Origin of the sequence: Paenibacillus humicola (genome assembly GCF_028826105.1) — a bacterium.
Lineage (GTDB): Bacteria > Bacillota > Bacilli > Paenibacillales > Paenibacillaceae > Paenibacillus_Z > Paenibacillus_Z humicola.
The window spans coordinates 1,747,186-1,770,170 of the sequence record NZ_JAQGPL010000001.1; the positions used below are offsets into that span (position 1 = coordinate 1,747,186).

At 60.3% G+C, this 22,985-nt stretch carries 25 protein-coding genes; 21 read left to right on the forward strand and 4 right to left on the reverse strand.

What is annotated here, in order from left to right; all coding sequences use genetic code 11:
* Positions 1 to 24 precede the first annotated feature (24 nt).
* Together PD282_RS08165 and PD282_RS08170 are read right to left on the reverse strand one after the other, a co-directional pair.
* The gene (locus PD282_RS08165) at positions 25 to 1,392 is read right to left on the reverse strand and encodes an arsenic transporter (protein WP_274649974.1); all 1,368 of its coding nucleotides are present in this window, start codon (positions 1,390 to 1,392) and stop codon (positions 25 to 27) included.
* A 30-nt stretch (positions 1,393 to 1,422) separates the two neighbouring features.
* Positions 1,423 to 1,581: a hypothetical protein gene (locus PD282_RS08170; protein ID WP_274649976.1), complete on the reverse strand. Its 159-nt coding sequence runs from the start codon at positions 1,579 to 1,581 to the stop codon at positions 1,423 to 1,425.
* A gap of 341 nt (positions 1,582 to 1,922) precedes the next feature.
* Here PD282_RS08170 and rplU point away from each other — a divergent pair, with 341 nt between their 5' ends.
* The 5 genes from rplU (at position 1,923) to obgE (ending at position 5,200) form a co-directional block, all read left to right on the forward strand.
* Positions 1,923 to 2,234, forward strand: a complete 312-nt coding sequence (gene rplU, locus PD282_RS08175) for a 50S ribosomal protein L21 (RefSeq protein ID WP_274649978.1) — start codon at positions 1,923 to 1,925, stop codon at positions 2,232 to 2,234.
* An 11-nt stretch (positions 2,235 to 2,245) separates the two neighbouring features.
* Positions 2,246 to 2,584, forward strand: a complete 339-nt coding sequence (locus tag PD282_RS08180) for a ribosomal-processing cysteine protease Prp (protein ID WP_274649979.1) — start codon at positions 2,246 to 2,248, stop codon at positions 2,582 to 2,584.
* A gap of 14 nt (positions 2,585 to 2,598) precedes the next feature.
* Positions 2,599 to 2,907: a 50S ribosomal protein L27 gene (rpmA, locus tag PD282_RS08185; protein WP_274649980.1), complete on the forward strand. Its 309-nt coding sequence runs from the start codon at positions 2,599 to 2,601 to the stop codon at positions 2,905 to 2,907.
* A 218-nt stretch (positions 2,908 to 3,125) separates the two neighbouring features.
* On the forward strand, positions 3,126 to 3,863 hold the full coding sequence (locus PD282_RS08190; RefSeq protein WP_274649981.1) for a Spo0B domain-containing protein: 738 nt from the start codon (positions 3,126 to 3,128) through the stop codon (positions 3,861 to 3,863).
* A gap of 14 nt (positions 3,864 to 3,877) precedes the next feature.
* Complete coding sequence (gene obgE / locus PD282_RS08195) at positions 3,878 to 5,200, forward strand: GTPase ObgE (RefSeq protein WP_274649983.1); 1,323 nt, start codon at positions 3,878 to 3,880, stop codon at positions 5,198 to 5,200.
* Here the strand turns inward: obgE and PD282_RS08200 are convergent.
* Entirely contained in the window at positions 5,191 to 5,376 is a 186-nt protein-coding gene (locus PD282_RS08200) for a hypothetical protein (RefSeq protein ID WP_274649985.1), read from the reverse strand. The two genes, obgE and PD282_RS08200, sit on opposite strands and share 10 nt — an antisense overlap.
* A 153-nt stretch (positions 5,377 to 5,529) precedes the next feature.
* On the opposite strand from PD282_RS08200, the gene PD282_RS08205 reads away from it, so the two are divergent.
* From PD282_RS08205 to yajC, 16 genes are all read left to right on the forward strand, one after another.
* Positions 5,530 to 5,967: an ACT domain-containing protein gene (locus tag PD282_RS08205; RefSeq protein ID WP_274649988.1), complete on the forward strand. Its 438-nt coding sequence runs from the start codon at positions 5,530 to 5,532 to the stop codon at positions 5,965 to 5,967.
* A gap of 22 nt (positions 5,968 to 5,989) precedes the next feature.
* A complete protein-coding gene (locus PD282_RS08210) occupies positions 5,990 to 7,276 on the forward strand; it encodes a homoserine dehydrogenase (protein ID WP_274649990.1) in 1,287 nt (428 codons plus the stop codon).
* A gap of 46 nt (positions 7,277 to 7,322) precedes the next feature.
* The gene (gene thrC, locus PD282_RS08215) at positions 7,323 to 8,390 is read left to right on the forward strand and encodes a threonine synthase (protein WP_274649992.1); all 1,068 of its coding nucleotides are present in this window, start codon (positions 7,323 to 7,325) and stop codon (positions 8,388 to 8,390) included.
* Positions 8,391 to 9,365, forward strand: a complete 975-nt coding sequence (gene thrB, locus PD282_RS08220) for a homoserine kinase (RefSeq protein ID WP_274649994.1) — start codon at positions 8,391 to 8,393, stop codon at positions 9,363 to 9,365.
* Complete coding sequence (pheA, locus tag PD282_RS08225) at positions 9,362 to 10,228, forward strand: prephenate dehydratase (RefSeq protein ID WP_274649996.1); 867 nt, start codon at positions 9,362 to 9,364, stop codon at positions 10,226 to 10,228. The genes thrB and pheA overlap by 4 nt, the downstream gene beginning before the upstream one ends.
* Before the next feature lie 69 nt (positions 10,229 to 10,297).
* A complete protein-coding gene (ilvE, locus tag PD282_RS08230; RefSeq protein ID WP_274649998.1) occupies positions 10,298 to 11,179 on the forward strand; it encodes a branched-chain-amino-acid transaminase in 882 nt (293 codons plus the stop codon).
* A gap of 169 nt (positions 11,180 to 11,348) precedes the next feature.
* Positions 11,349 to 13,460, forward strand: coding sequence for a LysM peptidoglycan-binding domain-containing protein (locus tag PD282_RS08235; RefSeq protein WP_274650000.1), 2,112 nt, complete (start codon positions 11,349 to 11,351; stop codon positions 13,458 to 13,460).
* A gap of 147 nt (positions 13,461 to 13,607) precedes the next feature.
* Complete coding sequence (locus tag PD282_RS08240; protein WP_274655092.1) at positions 13,608 to 14,237, forward strand: BofC C-terminal domain-containing protein; 630 nt, start codon at positions 13,608 to 13,610, stop codon at positions 14,235 to 14,237.
* A gap of 265 nt (positions 14,238 to 14,502) precedes the next feature.
* Complete coding sequence (gene ruvC, locus PD282_RS08245; RefSeq protein ID WP_274650002.1) at positions 14,503 to 15,006, forward strand: crossover junction endodeoxyribonuclease RuvC; 504 nt, start codon at positions 14,503 to 14,505, stop codon at positions 15,004 to 15,006.
* Positions 15,003 to 15,638: a Holliday junction branch migration protein RuvA gene (ruvA, locus tag PD282_RS08250; protein WP_274650004.1), complete on the forward strand. Its 636-nt coding sequence runs from the start codon at positions 15,003 to 15,005 to the stop codon at positions 15,636 to 15,638. The genes ruvC and ruvA overlap by 4 nt, the downstream gene beginning before the upstream one ends.
* 23 nt (positions 15,639 to 15,661) lie before the next feature.
* On the forward strand, positions 15,662 to 16,699 hold the full coding sequence (ruvB, locus tag PD282_RS08255; RefSeq protein ID WP_274650006.1) for a Holliday junction branch migration DNA helicase RuvB: 1,038 nt from the start codon (positions 15,662 to 15,664) through the stop codon (positions 16,697 to 16,699).
* A 46-nt stretch (positions 16,700 to 16,745) separates the two neighbouring features.
* Positions 16,746 to 17,195 carry a thiol-disulfide oxidoreductase DCC family protein gene (locus PD282_RS08260; protein ID WP_274650008.1) on the forward strand — a complete coding sequence of 150 codons (450 nt, stop codon included), beginning with the start codon at positions 16,746 to 16,748 and terminating at the stop codon, positions 17,193 to 17,195.
* A gap of 7 nt (positions 17,196 to 17,202) precedes the next feature.
* Positions 17,203 to 19,308, forward strand: a complete 2,106-nt coding sequence (locus tag PD282_RS08265) for a SpoIID/LytB domain-containing protein (protein ID WP_274650010.1) — start codon at positions 17,203 to 17,205, stop codon at positions 19,306 to 19,308.
* 8 nt (positions 19,309 to 19,316) lie between these two features.
* Positions 19,317 to 20,363 carry a tRNA preQ1(34) S-adenosylmethionine ribosyltransferase-isomerase QueA gene (gene queA / locus PD282_RS08270; RefSeq protein WP_274650012.1) on the forward strand — a complete coding sequence of 349 codons (1,047 nt, stop codon included), beginning with the start codon at positions 19,317 to 19,319 and terminating at the stop codon, positions 20,361 to 20,363.
* Positions 20,364 to 20,381: 18 nt separating this feature from the next.
* Positions 20,382 to 21,515, forward strand: a complete 1,134-nt coding sequence (gene tgt / locus PD282_RS08275; RefSeq protein WP_274650014.1) for a tRNA guanosine(34) transglycosylase Tgt — start codon at positions 20,382 to 20,384, stop codon at positions 21,513 to 21,515.
* A gap of 16 nt (positions 21,516 to 21,531) precedes the next feature.
* Positions 21,532 to 21,876 carry a preprotein translocase subunit YajC gene (gene yajC, locus PD282_RS08280; RefSeq protein ID WP_274650016.1) on the forward strand — a complete coding sequence of 115 codons (345 nt, stop codon included), beginning with the start codon at positions 21,532 to 21,534 and terminating at the stop codon, positions 21,874 to 21,876.
* A gap of 157 nt (positions 21,877 to 22,033) precedes the next feature.
* Here the strand turns inward: yajC and PD282_RS08285 are convergent, their stop codons facing one another.
* Positions 22,034 to 22,894 (reverse strand): phosphatase PAP2 family protein, encoded by an 861-nt coding sequence (locus PD282_RS08285; protein WP_274650018.1) that lies wholly within the window; start codon positions 22,892 to 22,894, stop codon positions 22,034 to 22,036.
* Between the last annotated feature and the right edge of the window lie 91 nt (positions 22,895 to 22,985).

Genomic DNA, 22,985 nt, shown 5'->3' on the forward strand with positions numbered 1-22,985 from the left:
TTTCGGGCAGGATCCGGTTCTCGGTCAGAACAGCCAGGTCACCCAATAATACAGCGCAATAATCATAAAAATGACCGTGGGCGGAATGACGAGGATCGTAATGCGCGTGTACTCCTTCCAATCGACCGGCATGCCGTTTTTCCGGAGAATATGGAGCCAGATGAGCGAAGCGAGCGTTCCGACCGGCAGTACGAGCGAACCGACGTCGCTTCCGATCACGTTGGCGAGGTAGGCAATCTTGAGCGTCAGCGGATCCAGCTGCATGCCCGTAATCGCGATCGTCCCGATCATCAGCGCCGGATGGTTGTTGAACGTCATGGACATGAGGCTTTGAATGCCGCCCATCACAAGGCCGGCGTTGAGCAGACTGCCGTTCATGAAAGGCGCGAAAAACGTGACGAGCCACTGCGTCAGTCCGATATTATGAAGTCCGTAAACGATCACGTACATGCCTAAGGCGAACACCAGGATGTGCCAGGGCGTTTTTTTTAGCATGTCCTTCGGCGGGAGCTTCAGATAGTACCAGCGCCAGCCGAGCAGCAGGGCGGACCCGAGCACCGATACGATTTCGATCGGAATGCCGTAATATGAAGCGACGAACAGGCCGACGCGGACGCCGAACACGAAGATCAGGATATTCCGCATGAGAGCGGTTTTTCGCTTGTCGCTCAGCGAATCGAGCACGGTGACCGGCCGGTCCTGGAGCGGATGGTACCGGCTTCCCCCGGAAGCCCAGAACGTCGGGCCGGCCTGCGGGAGCTTCTTCGGCAGGCTGCGGTAGCAGACGAGGAACAGAAGCAGGACGAGAAACAGGAGTCCGAGGCTGGCGGGTACGAACATCATAATGAGATTCGTATATAAATCCATGTTGACGATTTTGAGCGCAATCAGATTGACGATGTTGCTGACGCCGATCGGAGCGCTCGAGGCGGTCGCGACCAGCGCGCCGGACAGCAGGTACGGGACTTTCTGATGCTTTTTCAGGTGCAGATTTTGCAGCATGATGAGCAGAATCGGCGTCGTGATCAAAATGCTGCCGTCGTTGTTGAAAAACATCGTCATCAAGAAGCAGATCAGATTGACGTACCAGAACAGCCGGATGCCGGAGCCCTTCGCCCGTGCCGCCAGCCCCTCAGCCGCCCATTTGAAAAAACCGAAGCTCTCCAGCACGACAGCCATGACGATCGTCGCCATGATCGTAATCGCCGCGCCGCTTACGGTGGAGGCGATGTGGCCGAAATCGGACAGCGTGACGGTGCCGCTCATCAGCACGATAACCGCGCCGATCGTGGACGGTATGGCTTCGTTTAACTGCTTCGGCCGCCATAATATGAGGACAACCGCCATGACAAAGGCGATGACGGTAATCGTGGCGGCTGCGGATTCAACCATAGTTCTCACCTCTGTTTTGGGCTGCGCCGGTTAGAGCCGAATATCCGAAAGCGGCTGTTTCTCCGATGCGCCGTCTTCTGCCGAAATGACGCCCGCATCGGCTTTGACAGCGGCTTCCGCTTGTGCGGGCGGCCTTAGAAACGCATATAGAACGGCTCCGGCGACCGCGATGACGATCAGAACGACCATGCCTCCATTCGCCTCCCCCTTTAAATCTCCCGATAAGCCAAATATCTCGTATCGATCATTGAACCTGCCGCTTTTAAAGCACACTATTAATCTATGAACCGAATCTTGAAGCCGTCCTAGACGGAAATGGATTGTGAATAGATTCCATATTTGCGTATTTTAGCGGCTTCCCTATTCGTTGTTGCTCCCGTGCATTCGTTATGATAGAATGTTATGGTGCATGTAAAGGCGGATGCCGTTTTTGCATGACGTTACCGCACAGGACGGGTTTGCAAGACCGGTAGGCGCAGGCCGGCCGGCACCCGGATCAGGCGAGTCTTCGATATAAGGAGGTGCACCACATGTTCGCAATTATTGAAACCGGCGGCAAGCAGTACAAAGTTCAGGAAGGCGATGTCATCTACATCGAGAAGCTGGAGGCAGCGGAAGGCGAGGACGTGAAGTTCGACCGCGTTCTGGCCGTATCCAAGAGCGAAGGTCTCGTGACCGGAACTCCGGTCGTTTCCGGCGCCGTCGTTACCGGCAAAGTCGAGAAGCACGGCAAAGGTCAAAAAATTACCGTCTACAAATATAAGGCGAAGAAGAACTATCGCCGCAAGCAAGGCCATCGTCAGCCGTATACGAAAGTGACGATCGGCAGCATTCAGGCGTAAGAGGAACCGCCATGATTGCGGTTACGATTACGCGGGCTGCGGCGGATAAACGAATTTTGTCGTTCGCGATCGAGGGCCACGCGGAATACGCCAAACGCGGCAAAGATATTGTGTGCGCAGGCGTGTCCGCCGTTTCGGTCGGCACGGTCAACGCCATCGAGTCTCTGGCCGGCGTGGAGCTGCCTTACTCGGTCCGGAACGGCTGGCTTCAGTCGGACATTCCGAAGCTCGAGGATCCCGCCGTTCACGAACGGGTGCAGCTGCTGCTGGAGTCGATGATCGTCATGCTGGAGTCGATCGCCGGTTCGTACGGCAAATTCGTCGTTATCCGAGAACAATACCGGTCATAAAGGAGGGAAACACCATGTTGAAACTGAATCTTCAGCTGTTCGCTTCGAAGAAGGGCGTCGGTTCCACGAAAAACGGACGCGACAGCGAATCGAAGCGGCTCGGCGCCAAACGCGCCGACGGCCAAACCGTAACGGCGGGCAGCATTCTCGTCCGTCAGCGCGGCACGAAGATCCATCCGGGCACAAACGTCGGCATCGGCAAGGACGACACGCTGTTCGCGAAAGTGGAAGGCGTCGTCAAATTCGAACGCTGGGGACGCGACCGTAAGAAAGTCAGCGTTTACCCGATCGAAGCTGCTCCCGTAGCCGCTGCGGCGGAATAATAGAAGGTGCGGCAAGCCCCGGTCTGCATGCAGACCGGGGCTTATTTAATAGGTTCGCCGCCAGGTGAGGGCATCAGCCCTTTCTCTTGATCTCCAGGCACGGGCACGGGCACGGGCGCGGCGCCGTAATTCCGTGGTGGTCCGGGCGGGTGAACTTTGACGGCCGGCATGCTATACTGTGGAAGCTGGGAAGAAACAGGAAAGTAGGGTTCGTTTTCATGAATCGCTTACGCACGACCAAGTATTATGCGGCGGCATCGGCGATCGCGCCTGCGGCTGCGGTTCTTGTCTGGCGCTCCGAGCTCTGGCTGCTGGCGGCGTTCGTCGCCTGGGTCGCGGCGGCATCGGCGGTCTGGATCTGGTGCGAACGGAAGGAGCAGTCGCTGCGAATGGCCAGGACGGTAAGCGCCATGCAGACCGCGGCCATCCGGACGCTGGGCCATCACCGGCACGACTGGATGAACGATTTGCAGGTGCTGTACGGGTACATACGGATGCAGAAAACGGATAAGACCGTGCAGTGCGTGGAACAGATAAGAGAACGAATGACAACCGAGAGCAAGATCGCCAAGCTGGGCGTTCCGTCGCTGGTCGCTTTTTTGCAGTCGTTCCGGACCATTACGCATTCGCTGCAGCTCGACATCGAGATCGCGGACGAAATCAGCTTGTCCGAGCTGCCGATCGATGGCCAGCGGGCGGCGGAAGCGGTCGCCGACATCATCAATGCGTACCGCTTCGGCGTGAAGCCGGAAGCCGGCGTGCCGGCAAGGCTGAGCGTCGCCTTCTCGCGCGACGAGAAGACGCTCGGCGTCGCATTTGAGTATGAAGGAGCCATCAGCGACGAAGGCGAATGGAAAGCGAAGTGCAGGCGGGCGCTGAAGGGCTCGCCGTTCAAAGCGGCGCAGCCGGATTTGCAGCCGGCGAGCTTGAGCCTGGCGGCGCCGATCGGCAATTAAACGGAGGCTGACGCATGTTTGTAGATAAAGCGAAAATTTACGTGAAGGGGGGAGACGGGGGCAACGGGCTCGTCTCCTACCGCAGGGAGAAATATGTGCCCGAAGGCGGTCCGGCCGGAGGCGACGGCGGCAAAGGCGGCGACGTCATTTTTCGGGTCGACGAAGGGCTGCGCACGCTGATGGACTTCCGGTACCAGAAGCATTTCAAGGGCGAGCGCGGCGAACGGGGCAAAGTGAAGGCGATGCACGGCGCGAACGCCGAGGATATGATCGTGCGCATTCCGCCGGGCACGGTAATCGTCGACGACGATACGCAGGAAATCGTCGCCGATATGACGCGGCACGGCCAGGAGGTGGTCGTCGCGCGCGGCGGCCGCGGCGGCCGCGGCAATATGCGCTTCGCCACGGCGAGCAACCCGGCGCCGGATTTCGCCGAGAACGGGGAGGAGGGCCAGGAGCGCTGGGTCGTCCTCGAGCTGAAGGTGATGGCGGACGTCGGTCTGGTCGGTTTTCCGAGCGTCGGCAAATCGACGCTGCTGTCCGTCGTTTCGGGAGCGAAGCCGAAAATCGGCGCCTACCATTTCACGACGCTGTCGCCGAATCTCGGCGTCGTCGAGGTCGGCGATGGGCGGAGCTTCGTCATGGCCGATTTGCCGGGGCTGATCGAAGGCGCGCACGAGGGCGTCGGACTCGGGCATGAGTTTCTCCGGCACGTTGAGCGCACGCGCGTCATTTTGCACGTCGTCGATATGTCCGGCTCGGAAGGCCGCGACCCGTTCGATGACTGGCTGAAAATCAACGAAGAGCTGCGGCTGTACAACGCCGTTCTGGCCGACCGCCCGCAAATCGTCGTGGCGAACAAAATGGATATGCCGGATGCGGACACGCAGCTGGAGCTGTTCCGCGAGCAGCTGAAGGCGCACGCGGCCGGCCGCGATTACGATATCGTGCCGATTTCGGGCCTTACCCGAAGCGGCGTGCAGGAGTTGCTCTATAAAGCGGCGGACCTGCTGGAAACCGTGCCGGAGGCGCCGATGATCGAAGAGGTGCGGGACGTGGCGGAGCGGAAGGTGTATACGCTGGATAAGCAGGACGACCAGTCGTTCACGGTCCGCAAGGAGGACGAAGGCTTCGTCGTCGAGAGCGAAGCGATCGAGAAATTCATGAAGCGCGTCAACCTGAACACGTACGATGCGGTGATGCGGTTCGCCCGCACGATGCGCAAAATGGGCGTCGACGAGGCGCTTCGCAAAATCGGCGCGAAGGACGGCGATCTCGTCACGATCGGCGATTTTTCCTTCGAATTTTTCGAAGGAAGCGATTATTTTTACGAATAGAACGCCGGGCCGTCCCGCCGCTTGCCGCCGATTCGCGGCAGGCTTAGCCGGACGGTTTTTTCGTGTCCGGCCGTCTCCGGCTGCTGCCCGGTCGCCTGATGTCCGCTTTCCGGTTTCCCGGGATTGTGCTCCCATGGCAAGTTCCGATAAGGTATAATGGAGGGGTCTGTGTTCATTCGCCTGTCCCCTGGGTCCCCGAAAAGGAACCGGAATCAGTCTCGAAGGCGCTCGTCATGTTTTGGGGTTTAGATTGCCTATTGCCGGATGCACGCGGATTCGTTATAATGTCCATTATACACGCACAACTGTCTTTTACAGGAGGACGAATGGTGGCGGAGCGATACGTTGTCGTCCGGGAGGATCTGCTGCCCGAGGCGATTGTCAAGACGATACAGGCCAAAGAGATGCTCCAGCGCGGCGAAGCGGCGACCGTTCACGAAGCGACGGAGCGGACGGGCCTGAGCCGCAGCGCCTTCTATAAATATAAAGACGGCGTTTATGCGATGAACGAGCTCCAGCGGGAGCGGATTGCGACCATCTCGATGGATCTCGAGCACCGATCGGGCATCCTGTCCAAGGTGCTCGGGCTGATCGCCGTTTCCGAAGGGAACGTGCTGACGATCAATCAGTCGATCCCGCTGCAAGGGCTGGCCAACGTGGTCATGTCCGTCGATACGTCCCGGATGAGCGGCTCGCTGCAGGAGCTGGTCGAGGCGGTCAGGCGGCAGGGCGGAGTCCGCAAGGCGTCCGTCATCGGCCAAGGGTAAACAGATGGGTGGAGGTAAAGAGATGAAACCGGTAAAAGTGGGGCTGCTCGGATTCGGCACGGTCGGAACGGGCGTCGTCCGCATCGTGGAGGGTCACCAGGAGGATTTGCAAAGCCAGGTCGGTTCGCCGATCGTGATTGAGAAGGTGCTCGTGCAAAATAAGGCGAAGGCGCGGGTGCTCCCGGTCGATGCCGACAAACTGACGGAAGATCCGTGGGACATTATCCGCAATCCGGATATCGACGTCATCGTCGAGGTCATGGGCGGTATCGAGCATACGAAAGGGTATATTCTTGAAGCGCTGGCGTCCGGCAAGCACGTCGTGACGGCGAACAAGGATTTGATGGCGCTGCACGGCCCGGAAATTTTGGCGAAGGCGCAGGAGCAGCAGTGCGATGTGCTGTACGAGGCGAGCGTTGCGGGAGGCATTCCGATTATCCGGACGCTGATTGAAGGCTTCTCGTCGGACCGGATTACGAAGATCATGGGAATCGTGAACGGCACGACAAACTATATTTTGACGAAAATGAGCCAGGAAGGCGCGGCCTACGAAGAGGTGCTGAAGGAAGCGCAGCAGCTCGGCTATGCCGAATCCGATCCGACCTCCGATGTCGAAGGGTTCGACGCCGCGCGAAAAATGACGATTTTGGCCTCGCTCGGCTTCCGCGCGAATGTGGCGCTCGAGGATGTCGACGTAAAGGGCATTTCGAAGGTTACACGGGACGATATCGCCTATGCGAAGCGGCTCGGCTACGAGGTCAAGCTGCTCGGCATCGCCGAGCGGCAGGACGATTTCATCAGCGTCGGCGTACAGCCGACGATGGTGAAGACAAGCCATCCGATCGCCGCCGTAGGCGGCGTGTTTAACGCCGTATACGTGTACGGCGAAGCGGTCGGCGAGACGATGTTTTACGGCGCGGGCGCGGGCGAGCTGCCGACCGCGACCTCGGTCGTCGCCGATCTCGTCGCCGTCGTCAAAAACATGAGGCTCGGCGTCAACGGCAAGCAGGCGATTTTGTCGTACAAGGAGAAGAAGCTGAAAACCGCCGAGCAGATCGCCTCGAAATATTTTATGCTGCTTCAGGTCGACGACCGCGCAGGCGTGCTCGCCCGGATTACGCAGACGTTCGCCGATTTCGAGGTCAGCCTCGAATCGGTGCTTCAGCAGCCGAACGCGAGCCACAGGGAAGCGGAAATCATCATTATTTCGCACGACGCCAGCAAGGCGGCGATGGAAAAGGTGCTGAAGGCGTTCGAGGGATTGGACGCCGTAAAGCGGGTCAAAAGCGTTTACCGCGTCGAAGGCTAGCGTCATTCGAATTATATCTTTCACATAAAGGAGCATTCATGCGATCATGAGATATCTCGGCCTGCTTCAAACGTACAGGGAATATTTGCCGGTGACGGACGAGACGCCGCTCATCACGCTCCAGGAGGGCAACACGCCGCTTGTCCGCGCGGAGCATTTGTCCGACGAGCTCGGGCTCGACCTTTATTTCAAATACGAGGGGCTGAACCCGACCGGTTCGTTCAAGGACCGCGGCATGGTCATGGCGGTCGCCAAAGCGATGGAGGAAGGCAGCCGGACGGTCATGTGCGCTTCGACCGGCAATACTTCGGCCGCCGCGGCGGCCTACGCGGCGCGCGGCGGACTGAACTGCATCGTGCTCATCCCGAACAACAACATCGCGCTCGGCAAGCTGGCGCAGGCGATCATTTACGGCGCGAAGGTGATCGCGATCGAGGGCAATTTCGACCGTGCGCTTGAAATCGTGCGCGAAATTACGGCGAAGCACCCGATCACGCTAGTCAATTCCGTCAATCCGTACCGGATCGAGGGACAGAAGACGGCCGCTTTCGAAGTGTGCGACCAGCTCGGCAAGGCGCCGGACTATCTGGCGATCCCGGTCGGCAACGCGGGCAATATTTCGGCCTACTGGAAAGGCTTCAAGGAATATCATGCGCAGGGCAAATCGGCGTCTCTGCCGAAAATGGTCGGCTTCGAGGCCGAAGGCGCGATGGCGATCGTGAAGGGCGAGCCGATCCCGAATCCGGAGACGGTCGCGACGGCGATCCGCATCGGCAACCCGGCGAGCTGGAAGACGGCCGTCGCGGCGGCGGAGGAATCCGGCGGCCGGATCGACTACGTGACCGACGACGAAATTTTGCATGCATACCGGACGATCGCATCGCGTGAGGGCATTTTCGCCGAGCCGGCGTCGGCCGCATCGATCGCCGGCGTCATAAAGCTGAAAGCGCAGGGCGCTTTTCGCGGCGGCGAGACGGTCGTCTGCGTGCTGACCGGCCATGGACTGAAGGACCCGAACATCGCGATCAAGACCGTGAACGCCGATCCCGTCGTCGTGCAGGATTCCGAGGCCGCGGTGATGGAGGCGATCCGGCGGCTGGAAGGTGAAGCGTAAATGGCGGACCGCCGCGTAATCGTAAAGGTTCCGGCCAGTACGGCCAACCTTGGGCCGGGCTTCGATACGCTCGGGATGGCGCTGTCCTTGTACGCCTGGATCGAGATGGCGGTTCCCGCGGATGGCGAAACGGTCATCGAGCTGCTGAACGAGGAACTGGACGGCATTCCGAGGGACAAGTCCAACCTGATTTATAAAGTCGCTCAGCGGGTATTTCGGGAAGCGGGTGCGGATGTGCCCGAGCTGTATATCGCCATGTACAGCGACATTCCTCTGACGCGCGGGCTCGGCAGCAGCGCTTCGGCGATCGTCGGGGCGCTGGCGGCGGCTAACGCGCTGATCGGCAGCCCGCTGAATAACGACCGGCTGTTTCAGATCGCAACGGAGCTGGAAGGTCATCCCGATAATGCCGGCGCCTCGCTGTTTGGCGGAATCGTCGTGACCTCCTGGGATGGCAGCCGGGCGGAGCATATCAAGCTCGAGCCGCATCCGGAGCTGGACGTGCTGGCGGCGATTCCGGACTTCCACCTGGCAACTGAGAAAGCGCGGCATGCGCTGCCGGCCGAAATTAAGCTGGCCGATGCGGCGTTCAACGTCGGGAACAGCTCGCTGCTTGTCGCCGCGTTAGCCGGCGGCCGGCTCGACCTGATCCGGCATGCGATGCGGGACCGGCTGCACCAGCCGTACCGGGCGCCGCTTATTCCCGGCATGGCCGAAATTTTGGAAGGGGCCGTAGACCACGGCGCGCTTGGAGCCGCGCTCAGCGGCGCCGGCCCAACGCTCCTGGCGCTCATCGAATGCGGCAGCGGCCGCAAACGCGAGCTGGAGCGGTTTCTGCTGGATACGCTCGCCCGCGAAGGCATCGCCGCCGAAACGTTGTGGCTGAAGCCGTGCGCGAGCGGCACGGAAATCACGCTGCTTGACCGGGGCGAGCCTACGCTTACGGAATGGATTAAAGGAGAAGTCAGGGCATGATAAAAGTAGCTAGTTTGCCGCAGGGCTCCACGTCCGACGAAGCGGCCCGGTATTTGTTTTCCGGTATTGACGCGCAGTTTGAATATCATCGGCTGATTGCCGACGTTTTTCAGTCCACGGCGCAGGGGCGGACCGATTTCGCGGTCATTCCGATCGAGAATACGATCGAAGGCTCGGTCAGCCTGCATACGGACTGGCTGGTCAACGAAGTGGAAGTACCGATTCAGGCCGAATGGGTATACCCGTCGCTGCAAAATCTGATCGGCCGCCTCACGGAGCTGTCCGGAGACGACGGCGTGCTCGACTACGGACGAATCATGAAGGTGATGAGCCACCCCGTGGCGATGGCCCAGTGTCACCAGTTTCTGAAAACGCATCTCCCGCATGCCGAGCTGGAGCATGTCGGCAGCACGTCGGAGGCGGTGCGGATCGTCCGCGACAATCCGATGTCGGGCTGGGCGGCGATCGGCCAGAAGACGGCGGCGGAAAACAACGGGCTCGACATCCTGAAGGAAGGCGTAACGGATCACAACAACAATTACACCCGTTTTCTGCTCATCGGTCCGAAGCCGTTCGAAGGCAGGACGCCGGATAAGCAGAAGACGACGATTCTCGTCACGCTGCCCGAGGATTACCCGGGAGCGCTTCATCAGGTGCTGTCCGCGTTCGCATGGCGGAGAATCAACCTGTCGCGGATCGAATCGAGGCCGACCAAGAAGAAGCTCGGCAACTATTATTTTTTGATCGATATCGAAATGTCGCTGGATACCGTCCTGCTGCCGTACGCCATTACCGAAATCGAGGCGATCGGCTGCCAGGTTCGTATATTGGGGAGCTACCCCAGCTTCAAATACGGCGGCTAGCCCGTCCGGCCGTCCGACGAGCAATTGAAGCCTTGAATTTCACCATTACCGGAGGTGCACCAGTCCATCATGCCAGAGCAAGTCATTTATTTGAACGGCGATTTTGTCCGTAAAGAGGATGCCAAGGTTTCGGTTTACGACCACGGCTTCCTGTACGGCGACGGTATTTTTGAAGGCATCCGCATTTACGGCGGCAATATTTTCAAGTGCAAGGAGCACCTTGACCGCCTGTACGATTCGGCCAAATCGATTATGCTCGACATTCCGCTTACTTATGACGAAATGCAGCAGGCGCTCGTCGAGACGATCCGCCGCAACGAAATGCGCGACGGATATATCCGGCTTGTCGTCTCTCGCGGGCCGGGCAACCTCGGACTCGATCCGAAACGGTGTCCGACCGCCTGGGTCATCATTATTGTCGAGCAGCTGGCCATTTACCCGGAGGAAGCGTACCGGGACGGCCTCGTGTCGGTATCGGTCTCCCAGCGCCGCAACATCCCGGACGCCCTTAATCCGAAAATTAAATCGCTCAATTACTTGAATAACATTCTCGTCAAAATCCAGGCGAACCTGGCCGGCGTCGGCGAAGCGATCATGCTGAATGCGCAGGGCTATGTGGCGGAAGGCTCCAGCGACAATATTTTCATCGTGAAAAATGGCGTCGTCACCACGCCGCCCTGCTACATCGGCGCGCTGGAAGGCATTACGCGCGGCGCGATCATGGAACTGTGCGTAAAGCTCGGCTACAAGCTGAAGGAGGAGCCGTTCACGCTGCACGATGTGTATGTCGCCGACGAAGTGTTCTTTACGGGCACGGCGGCGGAGGTCATTGCGGTGCGCGAGGTCGACGGGCGCACGATCGGCGCCGGCAAAGCCGGCCCGATTACGACGCATCTGCTGTCGGAATTCCGCAAAATCGTCATGTCCGACGGGGTGAAGGTGTTCGAATAGCAAGAAGGTGCCAGAGCTTGTCCGGTAAATGCCGGACGGGTTCCGGCACTTTTTTTTGCCCGTTGGTGGTGACACCCGCCCACCTCCTGCATAGGATGTAGGGATTGCAAAACGGGCGTCAGCCGCGTCCGCCTGCGAACCGAGAACGTAATCAGGAGGTTAGTGGCGAGTGAAAATCCACATCGTGAAAAAGGGAGATACGTTATATTTAATCGCGCAAAAGTATAACGTCCCGATGGAAGAAATTTTAAAGCTCAATCCGGACATTACCAATCCCGATTCGATCGACGTCGGCATGAAAGTGAAAATTCCGGCATCGAAGCCCGAAGGGATGAACATCATGCATCAGCATGTCGTCAAGCAGGGGGATACGCTGTGGAAGCTGTCCAAAGCCTGGGGCGTGCCGCTCAGCGAGATGATTAAAGCGAACCCGCAGCTGAAAAATCCGAACGTGCTGCTGACCGGAGAGACGGTCAACATTCCGGAGCCCGGCTCTTCCGCCGCCGTTCCGGGCATGGGTGAGTCGCATACGCCGCACGGAGGAATCGGGAGCGGGGCGCCGCAGCAGCAAAGTCATCATCCGCTGCACCCTTCTTCGGTGATTCAGGGCGTCCAGGGATTGATCGGCAAAATTCCGACCGGTAAAATACCTACGGCGCAAATTCCGTTCATGGGCAAAAAGCCGACCGGTCCGATCCAGCCGGCCGCCGAAGCGGCACCGGCGCCGATCCCGACGCCATTGCCGGCGCCCGTTCAAGAGGCTGCCCCGGTACCGGCGGCACCGGAACCCGTTCCGGCTCCCATCGCCGCCCCGGTTCCGGCTCCGGTGCAAATGCCGGCCGAGAAGAAGACGTATCCGATGCACGTTCAATATGAGCATATCGATCTGTTCAAGCAGGTCGAAATTCCGGCCACCGAGGTGATTTCAATGTATAATATGCCGCAAACGCAAGGGATGGTGTCTCCAGCGGGACAAATGCCCGGGTACGGTTACCCGCAGGACATGGGCATGGTTAGCCCGGCAATGGGCTTCGGACCGGACGGGTGTCCGCCGAGCGAGGTGCAGGGGGCGTCTGCCCTTCCTTGGGGAGCGCCGGTACAAATGCATTACGGCTCGCCGTCGGTAAGCCCGGCCGCAATGGGTCCGTACGACGGCGGACACGGGTACGGCATGATGCCGACGGCGGTTTCGCCGGCGGAAATGGGTCCGTACGACGGCGGACACGGGTACGGAATGATGCCGACGGCGGTTTCGCCGGCGGAAATGGGTCCGTACGACGGCGGCCACGGCGGATACGGAATGATGCCGACGGCGGTTTCGCCGGCGGAAATGGGTCCGTACGACGGCGGACACGGGTACGGCATGATGCCGACGGCGGTTTCGCCGGCGGAAATGGGCCCGTATGACGGCGGCCACGGGTACGGAATGATGCCGACGGCGGTTTCGCCGGCGGAGATGGGCCCGTATGGCGGCGGCCACGGATACGGCATGATGCCGACGGCGGTTTCGCCGGCGGAAATGGGACCATACGACGGCGGCCACGGGTACGGAATGATGCCGACGGCGGTTTCGCCGGCGGAAATGGGCCCGTATGACGGCGGCCACGGATATGGAATGATGCCGACGGCGGTTTCGCCGGCGGAAATGGGACCATACGACGGCGGCCACGGATACGGAATGATGCCGACGGCGGTTTCACCTGCGGAGATGGGCCCGTACGGCGGCGGCCACGGATATGGAATGATGCCGACGGCAGTCTCGCCGGCGGAGATGGGCCCGTACGGCGGCGGCTATGGATACGGCATGATGCCGACGGCGGTTTCGCCGGCGGAGATGGGCCCGTACGGCGGCGGCCACGGATACGGCATGATGCCGACGGCAGTCTCGCCGGCGGAGATGGGCCCGTACGGCGGCGGTCACGGATACGGCATGATGCCGACGGCGGTTTCGCCGGCCGCAATGGGCCCGTATGACGGCGGCTACGGATACGGCATGATGCCGACGGCGGTCTCGCCGGCCGCAATGGGTCCGTACGGGTACGGCTATCCCGGCTACGGTCAGGTTTCGCCTGCCGGATTCGGCCAAAAGCCGTGCAAATGCGGCTGTCAGGACAAACGCGAGGAGGACGCGGAAAGCGTCGATCAAGACGGTCATGACGGGCAGCCGGTTCGCGTTGCGAAAGCGTCCGTTTCCCGCAAGCCGGTCAAAAAATCGTCCGCCCGTTCTTTCCGGGCGCAGGAACCGAAGCGCCGCGGCAGCTTGCCCTGGATTAACCGTTAATCGGTAACGCGTTTTCGGCTAGAACAAAGATAAGGCTCTTCTTCCGGCACCGGAATGCCGGGGGAGGAGCCTTTTGCATGGCGTGCATATTTCCTATACCCGGGAGAAACAATACCAAAAAAGGAATAAAGGGGGGTTCCCAAGGTGATGGCATTCAGCCTTTGGAAACAACTGAAGAAAAAGCTCCGCCGCAGCCGGAAGCCGCTCTGGACGCTGGGCGGCGCGCTGCTTATTGTCCTCCTTGCGCCGGGCGGCGCGGACCTGTCGGCCGCCCCCCGGGCCGCGGGTCCGGAAAAGGGCGGACGAAGCGTCATTGAAGCGCTCCGCGATGCGAGCGGGCCGCTTACCGTCAAGCTTCACCGCATCTATCTGTGCGGCGACGAGATGCAGACGCTCGGCAGCATGAACGCCCATTCGGCGCTTGGGCTGCTTCAGAGCCATCCGGAATGGACGGCGGTGCTCGGGAATGACGGCTCGGTTGTGATGGAGCAGCTGATCGACGATTTGTCGGAAAGCTGCAAGAAAAGCGCGTATTTCAGCGTGGACGATTCCGGCAATCTGTCGCTGTTCGACGGACCGCCGAAGCATAAAAAGGTGATGCGGACCTTTTTTCAGCTCGATGTTCATTACATGGAAAGCAGCCTGCCGAAAAACAGGATGGACGAGCTGGTGAACGGCATCCGCGTCGTCGATAAAGACGAATACAACAGCGTGCTGTCGACCTTCAGCGATTTTGCCCTCGAGAAGAGCGAGCGGGTCATGAAGCCGGCCTATTGATACGACAAAGAATGAACGGGCGTTCCGGATGCGGAGCGTCCTTTTTGATTGCTGCGGATGATGGAGTATGGGGACGAGGCCCCGAAAATGCGGCCGGCGAAGGCGTTGAAGCGGCCGTGCCGCGAGCAGCCGCCGCAAGGAAGACAAAACGCGTGTTCTCATCGGGGCTTACTTTTGCTATAATGGGAGGAGCCATTTTTAGGAGAGGGGCGGCTTCCGGCCGTTTCTTCTGACCGTTCGAACTGGCAAGAGGGAGAGAGGAGTCATGCGCGTATTAGGCATCGACCCGGGGATTGCGATTGCGGGGTTCGGATTCATCGACAAAATCGGAAGCAGGCTCGTGCCCGTTCAATACGGCTCGATCGAAACGGAGGCGCACACGCCGCAGGAGGACCGGCTGAAGCAGGTTTACGACTCCGCCTGCGCGCTGATGGAAAAGTATAAACCCGACACGGTTGCGGTGGAGAAGCTTTTTTTCAACCGGAACGTGACGACGGCCTTCTCGGTCGGCCAGGCTCGCGGCGTCATCATCCTGGCTGCGGCCCAGCGCGGGCTCCCGGTAAGCGAGTATACGCCGCTGCAGGTAAAGCAGGCCATCGTCGGCTACGGCAAAGCCGAGAAGCGCCAGGTGCAGGAAATGGTCCGCATGTTCCTGAAGCTGAGTGCGATTCCGAAACCGGACGATGTGGCGGACGCGCTTGCCGTAGCGATCTGCCACGCTCATACCGCCGTGATGACGCAAATGATCGACGAGGTGACGCGGCGGTGATCGATTACATAAAAGGACGGGTCGTTCATGTGGACAGCGAATACGTCGTCGTCGACGTGCGGGATGTCGGCTACCGGGTGTTTACGCCGAATCCGTATTCGTTTGCGCGGAACGAAGAGCCCGTGACGATTTATACCCACCATCACGTGCGCGAGGATGCCGCGCTGCTGTTCGGCTTTGCGTCGCGCGAGGAGCAGGCGATGTTCCGCAGGCTGCTGGACGTATCGGGAATCGGGCCGCGCGTGGCGCTCGGCGTCCTGGCCGGAGGCCGCCCGGAGACGATCGCCGCCGCCATCCGGCAGGAGAACGTCGGATTTCTGACGAAGCTGCCCGGCATCGGCCGGAAAACGGCGCAGCGCATGATTTTGGACCTCAAGGACAAACTGACGGGCTTGTCGCCGGGAATCGATGCGGCGGCTGCCGGGCTTGCTTTACAGGCCGACACGGGGGATACGGACGCCGCGGCCGAGGGCGGAGCCGCCTGGCGGGAGGCGCGGGAAGCGCTGACGGCGCTCGGGTATACCGCGGCCGAGCTGGACCGCGCCTGGCACGGCATGAAAGAGGCGCTGACGCCGGAAGAACCGGTCGACGTGCTGATGAAACGCGCGCTGCAGCAGCTGTTTAAAGGCTGAACGGGGAGGAGGGGCCGCGTATAATGGAAGACCGGATCATATCCGCCAACCTGATGATGGAGGATCAGGCGGTGGAGCTGAGCCTGCGTCCCCGGTATTTGGCCGAATATATCGGCCAGGCGCAGGTGAAAGAGAACCTGAAGGTGTTTATCGAGGCGGCCAAGCTCCGCAAGGAAGCGCTCGATCACGTGCTGCTGTACGGTCCGCCGGGCCTCGGCAAAACGACGCTGTCCAACATTATCGCCAACGAGCTCGGCGTCAACCTGAGAACGACAAGCGGCCCGGCCATCGAGCGTCCGGGCGATCTCGCCGCGCTGCTGACGAATTTGCAGGAGGGCGACGTGCTGTTCATCGACGAGATCCACCGGCTGCACCGGACGGTCGAGGAAGTGCTGTACCCGGCGATGGAGGACTACGCGCTCGATATTATGATTGGCAAAGGACCGAGCGCGCGCTCGGTGCGTCTCGAGCTGCCGCCGTTCACGCTTGTCGGCGCCACGACGCGGGCGGGCCTCCTGTCCGCGCCGCTGCGCGACCGGTTCGGTGTCGTCAGCCGGCTGGAATTTTACACGATCGACGAGCTGGCTTATATCGTGACGCGCGCGGCGGAAATTCTCGGCGTCAGCGTCGTGGGCGAAGCCGCGCGGGAAATCGCCATGCGCTCCCGCGGAACGCCGCGCATTGCCAACCGTCTCCTGAAGCGCGTTCGCGATTTCGCGCAGGTGCGCGGCGACGGCATCGTCACGCCGGAGCTCGCCGGCTCGGCGCTGGGTCTTATTCAGGTCGACCCGCTCGGGCTCGACCAGATCGACCATAAAATGCTGCGGGCGATGGTGACGAATTACCGCGGCGGCCCGGTCGGTCTCGATACGATCGCCGCGACGATCGGCGAAGAGCCGCAGACGATCGAGGACGTCTACGAGCCGTATTTGATGCAGATCGGCTTCCTGCAGCGGACGCCGCGCGGCCGTGTCGTCGCGAAGCAGGCGTATCTGCATTTGGGGCTGCCACTACCCGATGAGATGCAGCGGGACGGAACGGGCCAGGGAAGCGGCGAATAGCGCCGCCGAGGTCCGGCCGCCGCAGCCTGAAAGGAGGCGAATCCGCGTGGGAACGACCGGCGATCGCGAAACGCTGCATATTTTTTACGATGGCAGCTGCCGGCTCTGCCTGGCAAGCGTCAAACGGCTGAAGGAGCTGCGCTCTTCTGCGGAGCTCCTGTTTATTCCGCTGCAGTCACTTGACGGGGACGCCGCGCGGCTCTACCCAGCGGTTGCGGCGCTGCCGAAGGAAACGCTGGCGGCGAAAATGCACGTCGCCGACGGCGAAGGGCGGCTGTATGCCGGGGCGGACGGGATTGTCCGCATTTTGCGCACCGTTCCGGGCTTCCGGCTGCTGGCGCCGCTTTACCGGCTGCCGGGCATGAAGCGGGCGATGGACGCCTTATACCGGTACATCGCAAACCGCAGATACGAATGGTTCGGGGAAGCGGACGAGAGCTGCGAGAGCGGGGCCTGCGCCCTGCCGGTGCGGAACGAACCGAAAGAAGGAGGATAACCGGCGCATGAGAAAAATGTTAGCCGCGCTTTTGGCCGCTTTGCTGCTCGTCTCCGCGGGCACCGGGCAGCCGTCTTACGGGGCGGTGCCGAGTCTTGATACGATAAGGGTCGCCATTTTCATCAACGTGCCGGGCAAATATCAGCTGAATACGGCCGCGACCACGCTTGGCTCCGCCGGCGCGCTGCAGGTCGGGCTGCGATTGCCCTCCGGCGTGCAATCGTTATTTCAATCGGCCGCCGGCAGCGTCCTGCGCTTCACGCTTGACGATTATAAGCCGAAGCTGGCCGAGACGCCGGATTTCCAGGCGGCGCAGGCGGTCGCCAAACGGGTGGCGCAGCTCGGCGGTTCGCCGCTGCTGACGTCGGCCGACAAGGGCGGCGCACGGCTTTACCAGGTGCTCGAGGGCTCCTATCCGACGGCGTCGGCGGCAAAGTCGGCGGGCGACAAATACGGCGGCGATCCCTCCGTCGCGAAGCTGGCCGGAGCGGCGAAGCCCGTCGTCACCGGGCCGCTTCATCTGGAAGCGGGCGCCTACGAGACGGCGGACGAAGCGCGGCAGGCGGCTCAAAGCATCGCGTCGGCCGCCGGCGTTGATGCGTTTCCGGCCGTCAAAGCGTCGGCCGGCGGCGGCGAAGCCTTTACCGTCCTCGTCGGGGACGAGCCGGATGCCGATTCGCTGAAAGCGGTCAAAACCGCGGCGGCGAATGCCGTTCCGGGAACCGCTCTCAAGCCCACGGATGCGTCAAGCGTCTATCTGCCTCTCCGCGACGATCATACCGTTACCGCTTCTGCGGATGCGGCGACGCCGCTGTATGAAATTCCCTCTTCCGGAGCGAAAGTATGGGTGTCGACAGAAGACGCGGGCGGCATTAAATTGTCGGAACGGTACGGCCGGAGCTACCGGGGGCAGTTTGAGCTGAGCGGATTTAACAGCAAGCTGGCCGTCATTAACGAGCTGCCCTTCGAGCAGTATTTGTATTCGGTCGTCGGCGCGGAAATGCCGGCTTCCTGGCCGGCCGAGGCGCTTAAAGCGCAGGCGGTTGCGGCCCGTTCGTACGCCTTGTTTCAGGGCTTCGGCTTCCAGGTGGCGCAGGTGGTCGATACGACGATTAGTCAGGCGTATAACGGCATCGGTTCGGAGCAGCCGGCGACGACCGCGGCCGTCGATGCAACGAAGGGCGAGGTCGCGGTTGCGGACGGCAAGCCGATTGAGGCTGTCTTCACCGCCAGCGCCGGCGGCGCAACGGCCGACGCTTCGGAAGTTTGGGGAAGCGACGTTTCCTACCTGAAGAGCGTGCCCAGTCCCGACGAAACGTCCGAGACCGGGCTGCACCGCTGGTACCGCGTCGTGCTCGATTCGGGAAAGAACGGCTACGTCCGCGACGACCTGCTTGAGGATACGGGCAAGAAAAACGATGCCGGGCTTGAACTCATGCGCTCGACGGGCGACGGGGTGAAGGTACGTCCGGTTCCGCTCGTACAGGACAGCGTGCCGGTCGTGGATACGATAGACAAAGGAACGGTCGTCACGGTACTGGAAGAGACCTCCGAATCGAACAAAATGAACTGGATCCGCGGTCCCTATTCGTCCGATGATTTGACCAAAATGCTGAAAGGCAAATTAGCCGCCAAAGCCGCGGGACCGATCCGCTCGCTGGAGGTCGGCAAAACCGGCCCTTCGGGCCGGCCGCTGGAGCTTCTGGCGAACGGCAGCCCGCTGGACGTCAAATATCCCGAGCAGTTTCGTTCGCTGCTCGGCGGTTTGCCAAGCACGTTGTTTACGGTGGACGAAACCGCGAGGATGACGATCGAAGGCGCCGGCGGCGGCAATACGCGGGAGCGGCCAGGAGACGGCGGACCGCTTGCCGTCATCGGCGCGAACGGGCAGGCGAGCGAGCTGTCGGACGGCAGCGTCTATATCCTGAACGGCTCTGGCGCCGTCCGCGCGGCGACGGCGTCGCCGTCGTTCCGCATTATCGGGCACGGCGACGGGCACGGCGTCGGCATGTCCCAGTACGGCGCGTTAGGACTGGCGGATTCGGGGTATGACTATCAATATATTTTGAAATACTACTATAAAGGCGCTAGTATAGTTAAGGACGAGGACTGAACCGACGAATGAATGTGGACGATTTTGATTTTGAACTGCCCGAGTCGTTGATTGCGCAGACACCGCTTTCCGAACGGACGTCTTCCCGGCTTCTGTCGCTGAACAAAGCTACCGGAGAGACCCGGCATCACCGGTTTACCGAGCTCGAGGAGCTTCTGCGGGCGGGCGATACGCTGGTGCTGAACGATACCCGCGTCATCCCCGCGCGGCTGATCGGCGTCAAGCCGGATACCGGCGCCCGGATCGAGCTGCTGCTGCTCCGGCAGCTGAGCGGCGACCGCTGGGAGACGCTTGCAAAGCCGGCGAAGCGGCTGCGTCCCGGCACCGAGCTTCTATTCGGCGACGACGGCGGCGGAGCGCCGCTGCTGCGCGCAAAGGTGACGGCGGAAGGCGAGATGGGAGCGCGCGAGGTCGAGTTTTCCTACGACGGCATCTTCAACGAGCTGCTGGACAAGCTGGGTGAGATGCCGCTCCCGCCTTATATAAAAGAGCGGCTTCATGACCGCGAGCGATACCAGACCGTGTATGCGAAGAACGAAGGCTCGGCTGCCGCTCCGACGGCCGGGCTGCATTTTACGGAACCTTTTTTGCGCAGGCTCGTAGAAAAAGGTGTTCGGATCGCCTATATTACGCTGCATGTCGGTCTCGGCACCTTCCGCCCGATGTCGGCTGAGCGGGTGGAAGAGCACAAGATGCACGCGGAATATTTCGAGCTCAGCCGTGAAACGGCCGCGCTGCTGAATGAAACGCGCAGCCGCGGCGGACGGATCGTCGCCGTCGGGACCACCTCGGCCAGAACGCTGGAAACGGCAGCTTCCCGCATGGCGGACGGACAGGTGGAGGCCTGCAGCGGTTGGACCGATATCTTTATTTATCCGGGCTATACGTTCAGGCTGGTCGACGCGCTGCTGACGAACTTTCATCTGCCGAAGTCGACGCTTGTGATGCTGGTCAGCGCGCTGGCGGGCCGGGAGGCGGTGCTGAACGCTTACCGCGAAGCCGTCGAGCGCCAATACCGGTTTTTCAGCTTTGGAGACGCGATGTTCATCTATTAACCCGAAAGAGAGTGCAAAGTGGCGATCACATACGAACTGATTAAGACATGCAAGCAGTCCGGCGCCCGGCTGGGACGGGTGCATACGCCGCACGGCGTCATCGAGACGCCGGCGTTCATGCCCGTCGGCACGCAGGCGACGGTGAAGACCATGAGCCCTGAAGAGCTGAAGGCCATGGATGCTCATATTATTTTGAGCAACACATATCATTTGTTCATCCGGCCGGGACACGAGATTGTCAGGCAGGCGGGCGGGCTTCACCGCTTCATGAACTGGGACCGGCCGATTCTGACCGACAGCGGCGGCTTCCAGGTGTTCAGCCTGAGCGACATTCGCAAAATCCGCGAGGAGGGCGTCGAATTCCGCTCGCATTTGAACGGCGACAAGCTTTTTATTTCTCCCGAGAAAGCGATGGAAATCCAGAACGCGCTCGGCTCCGACATTATGATGGCGTTCGACGAATGCGCGCCGTATCCGGCCGAATACGATTACGTGAAGCAGTCGCTGGAACGCACGACGCGCTGGGCGGAGCGGTGCCTGAAGGCGCATGCCCGTCCGCACGACCAGGGGCTGTTCGCCATCGTGCAGGGCGGCATGTACGAGGATTTGCGGAAGCAGAGCGCGGCTGAGTTGACTTCCATGGATTTCCCGGGGTATGCTATTGGGGGACTCAGTGTAGGCGAGCCGAAAGAGCTGATGTACCACGTGCTCGAGGCGACGGTTCCGCTGCTGCCGGGCGGTAAACCGCGGTATTTAATGGGCGTCGGTTCTCCGGATGCGCTGCTGGAAGGTTCAATCCGAGGCATCGATATGTTCGACTGCGTGCTGCCGACCCGTATCGCGCGCAACGGAACGACGATGACCAGCTCGGGCCGGCTTGTCATCCGGAATGCAAAGTACACAGACGATTTCGGGCCGCTGGATCCGGAATGCTCGTGTTATACCTGCACGAATTACTCGCGGGCCTACATCCGCCATTTGATCAAGGCGGACGAGACATTTGGCATCCGGCTGACGACGTACCACAATCTGCATTTCCTGCTTCAGCTCATGCGGGAGGTGCGCCAGGCGATTCAGGAAGACCGGCTGCTTGATTTCCGGGATGCCTTCTTCGCCAAATACGGCTTGAACAACAACGATAAAGGGTTTTGATGAAAGGGGTTATGGAATGGGCGGCGGTTTAGGTACGATCCTTCCTTTTGTATTGATGTTTGCGGTATTTTATTTCCTGCTGATTCGTCCGCAGCAGCGCAAACAGAAGCAGCGCAACTCCATGCTGGGTCAGCTGAAGAAAGGCGACAAGGTCGTCACAATCGGAGGCATGCACGGCACGATTATGGAAATTACGGACGATACGGTCGTTCTTCGCGTCAACGATGCAACGAAGATCACGTTCGACCGCAGCTCGATCAATAACGTAACGGCACAGGCAGCCGTCTCGAGCGCCATGAAGGCGGAGGACAAGAAGGAAGAGAAAAAAGAGAACGAACAGTCGGGCGAAGTGAAAGCTTAATCCGCCGTTCGGCGATCGCGGCGATGGACGCGAGCGGTTCAGAGCTCCGTACGTACATAAAAGCCGGGCCCGGAAGAATTTCGATTCTTCCAGGGGCCCGGCTTTTATCGCTTTAGAAGCCAGCATTTCTCCAACCATTGGGAGACTAAAGCAGCATTTATTGAATATCTTCCTGCGCGTAATTGATCCCGGCTTTAAGCGCTTGGCTGCGGCGGGCGGATAGCTTAACGCTCAAGCGGCTCAAGCGAATTCCCGCCTCGGCCGCCGCCAGAGCAAGCAGCAGGCCGCCGCCCAAATCCGTCAGCCAGTGAATGCCGAGATACAGCGTCGCAAACATAATCAGCACCGCGCATGTCCCGCTGAACCACGCCCACCGCTTGTTCCCGGAGCGAATCGCGAGCAGGGCGATCGTCACCGAAATCGACGTATGCAGGCTCGGAAAACAGTTGTTGATGCCGGACAGCGCCCGGTATTGGGTTTCAAAGTTCGGAAAAACGTCCGGGATGAGAAACCGGACCGTCGGATCGTGAAACCAGACCTCGTTGACCGGGAAAAACAAATAGAACGGAATCGAAGCCAAATAGTTGATCATGATCGCGTAACAGGTCGCGTAAAACATCGGCCTTCGGTTTTGTTCATAGGTGTAAATGCCGACCGATGCGACCAAGAGCCCCTGCAGCATCACGACATAGATGAAAGAGAGCACGGCCGTAAGCACCGGGTTTTCAAGCGCCTGCTGCAGATGAAACGTAAAATGTCCTTCATAGGTTTGAAAGAAGCCGGCGAAATCATGCGTGCTTCCGCCCATCTTGTTTTCGATTTTCAGCTCGAACTTATTGAGGAACAGCATAAAAATGAGCGCCACAAAATGGATTAAAAATTTCGGTTTCCACATCAGCTCACGGAGAAATAAGCCTCCGATCAGGAACGGGTTCGCTTTGGTCGCGTACCACATCATCAAAATGACGGCGCCAATCGTATATAAGGTTACAGTTCTCATGCTGTCGAATAAAATCATCGCTTCTTGTTCCCCCTAACCGCCCCGGGCTGCTGGCGCTCCAGTCCATAAAGAAGGCTCGATCTAGTATAGCACATATCGGTGCGGAGTT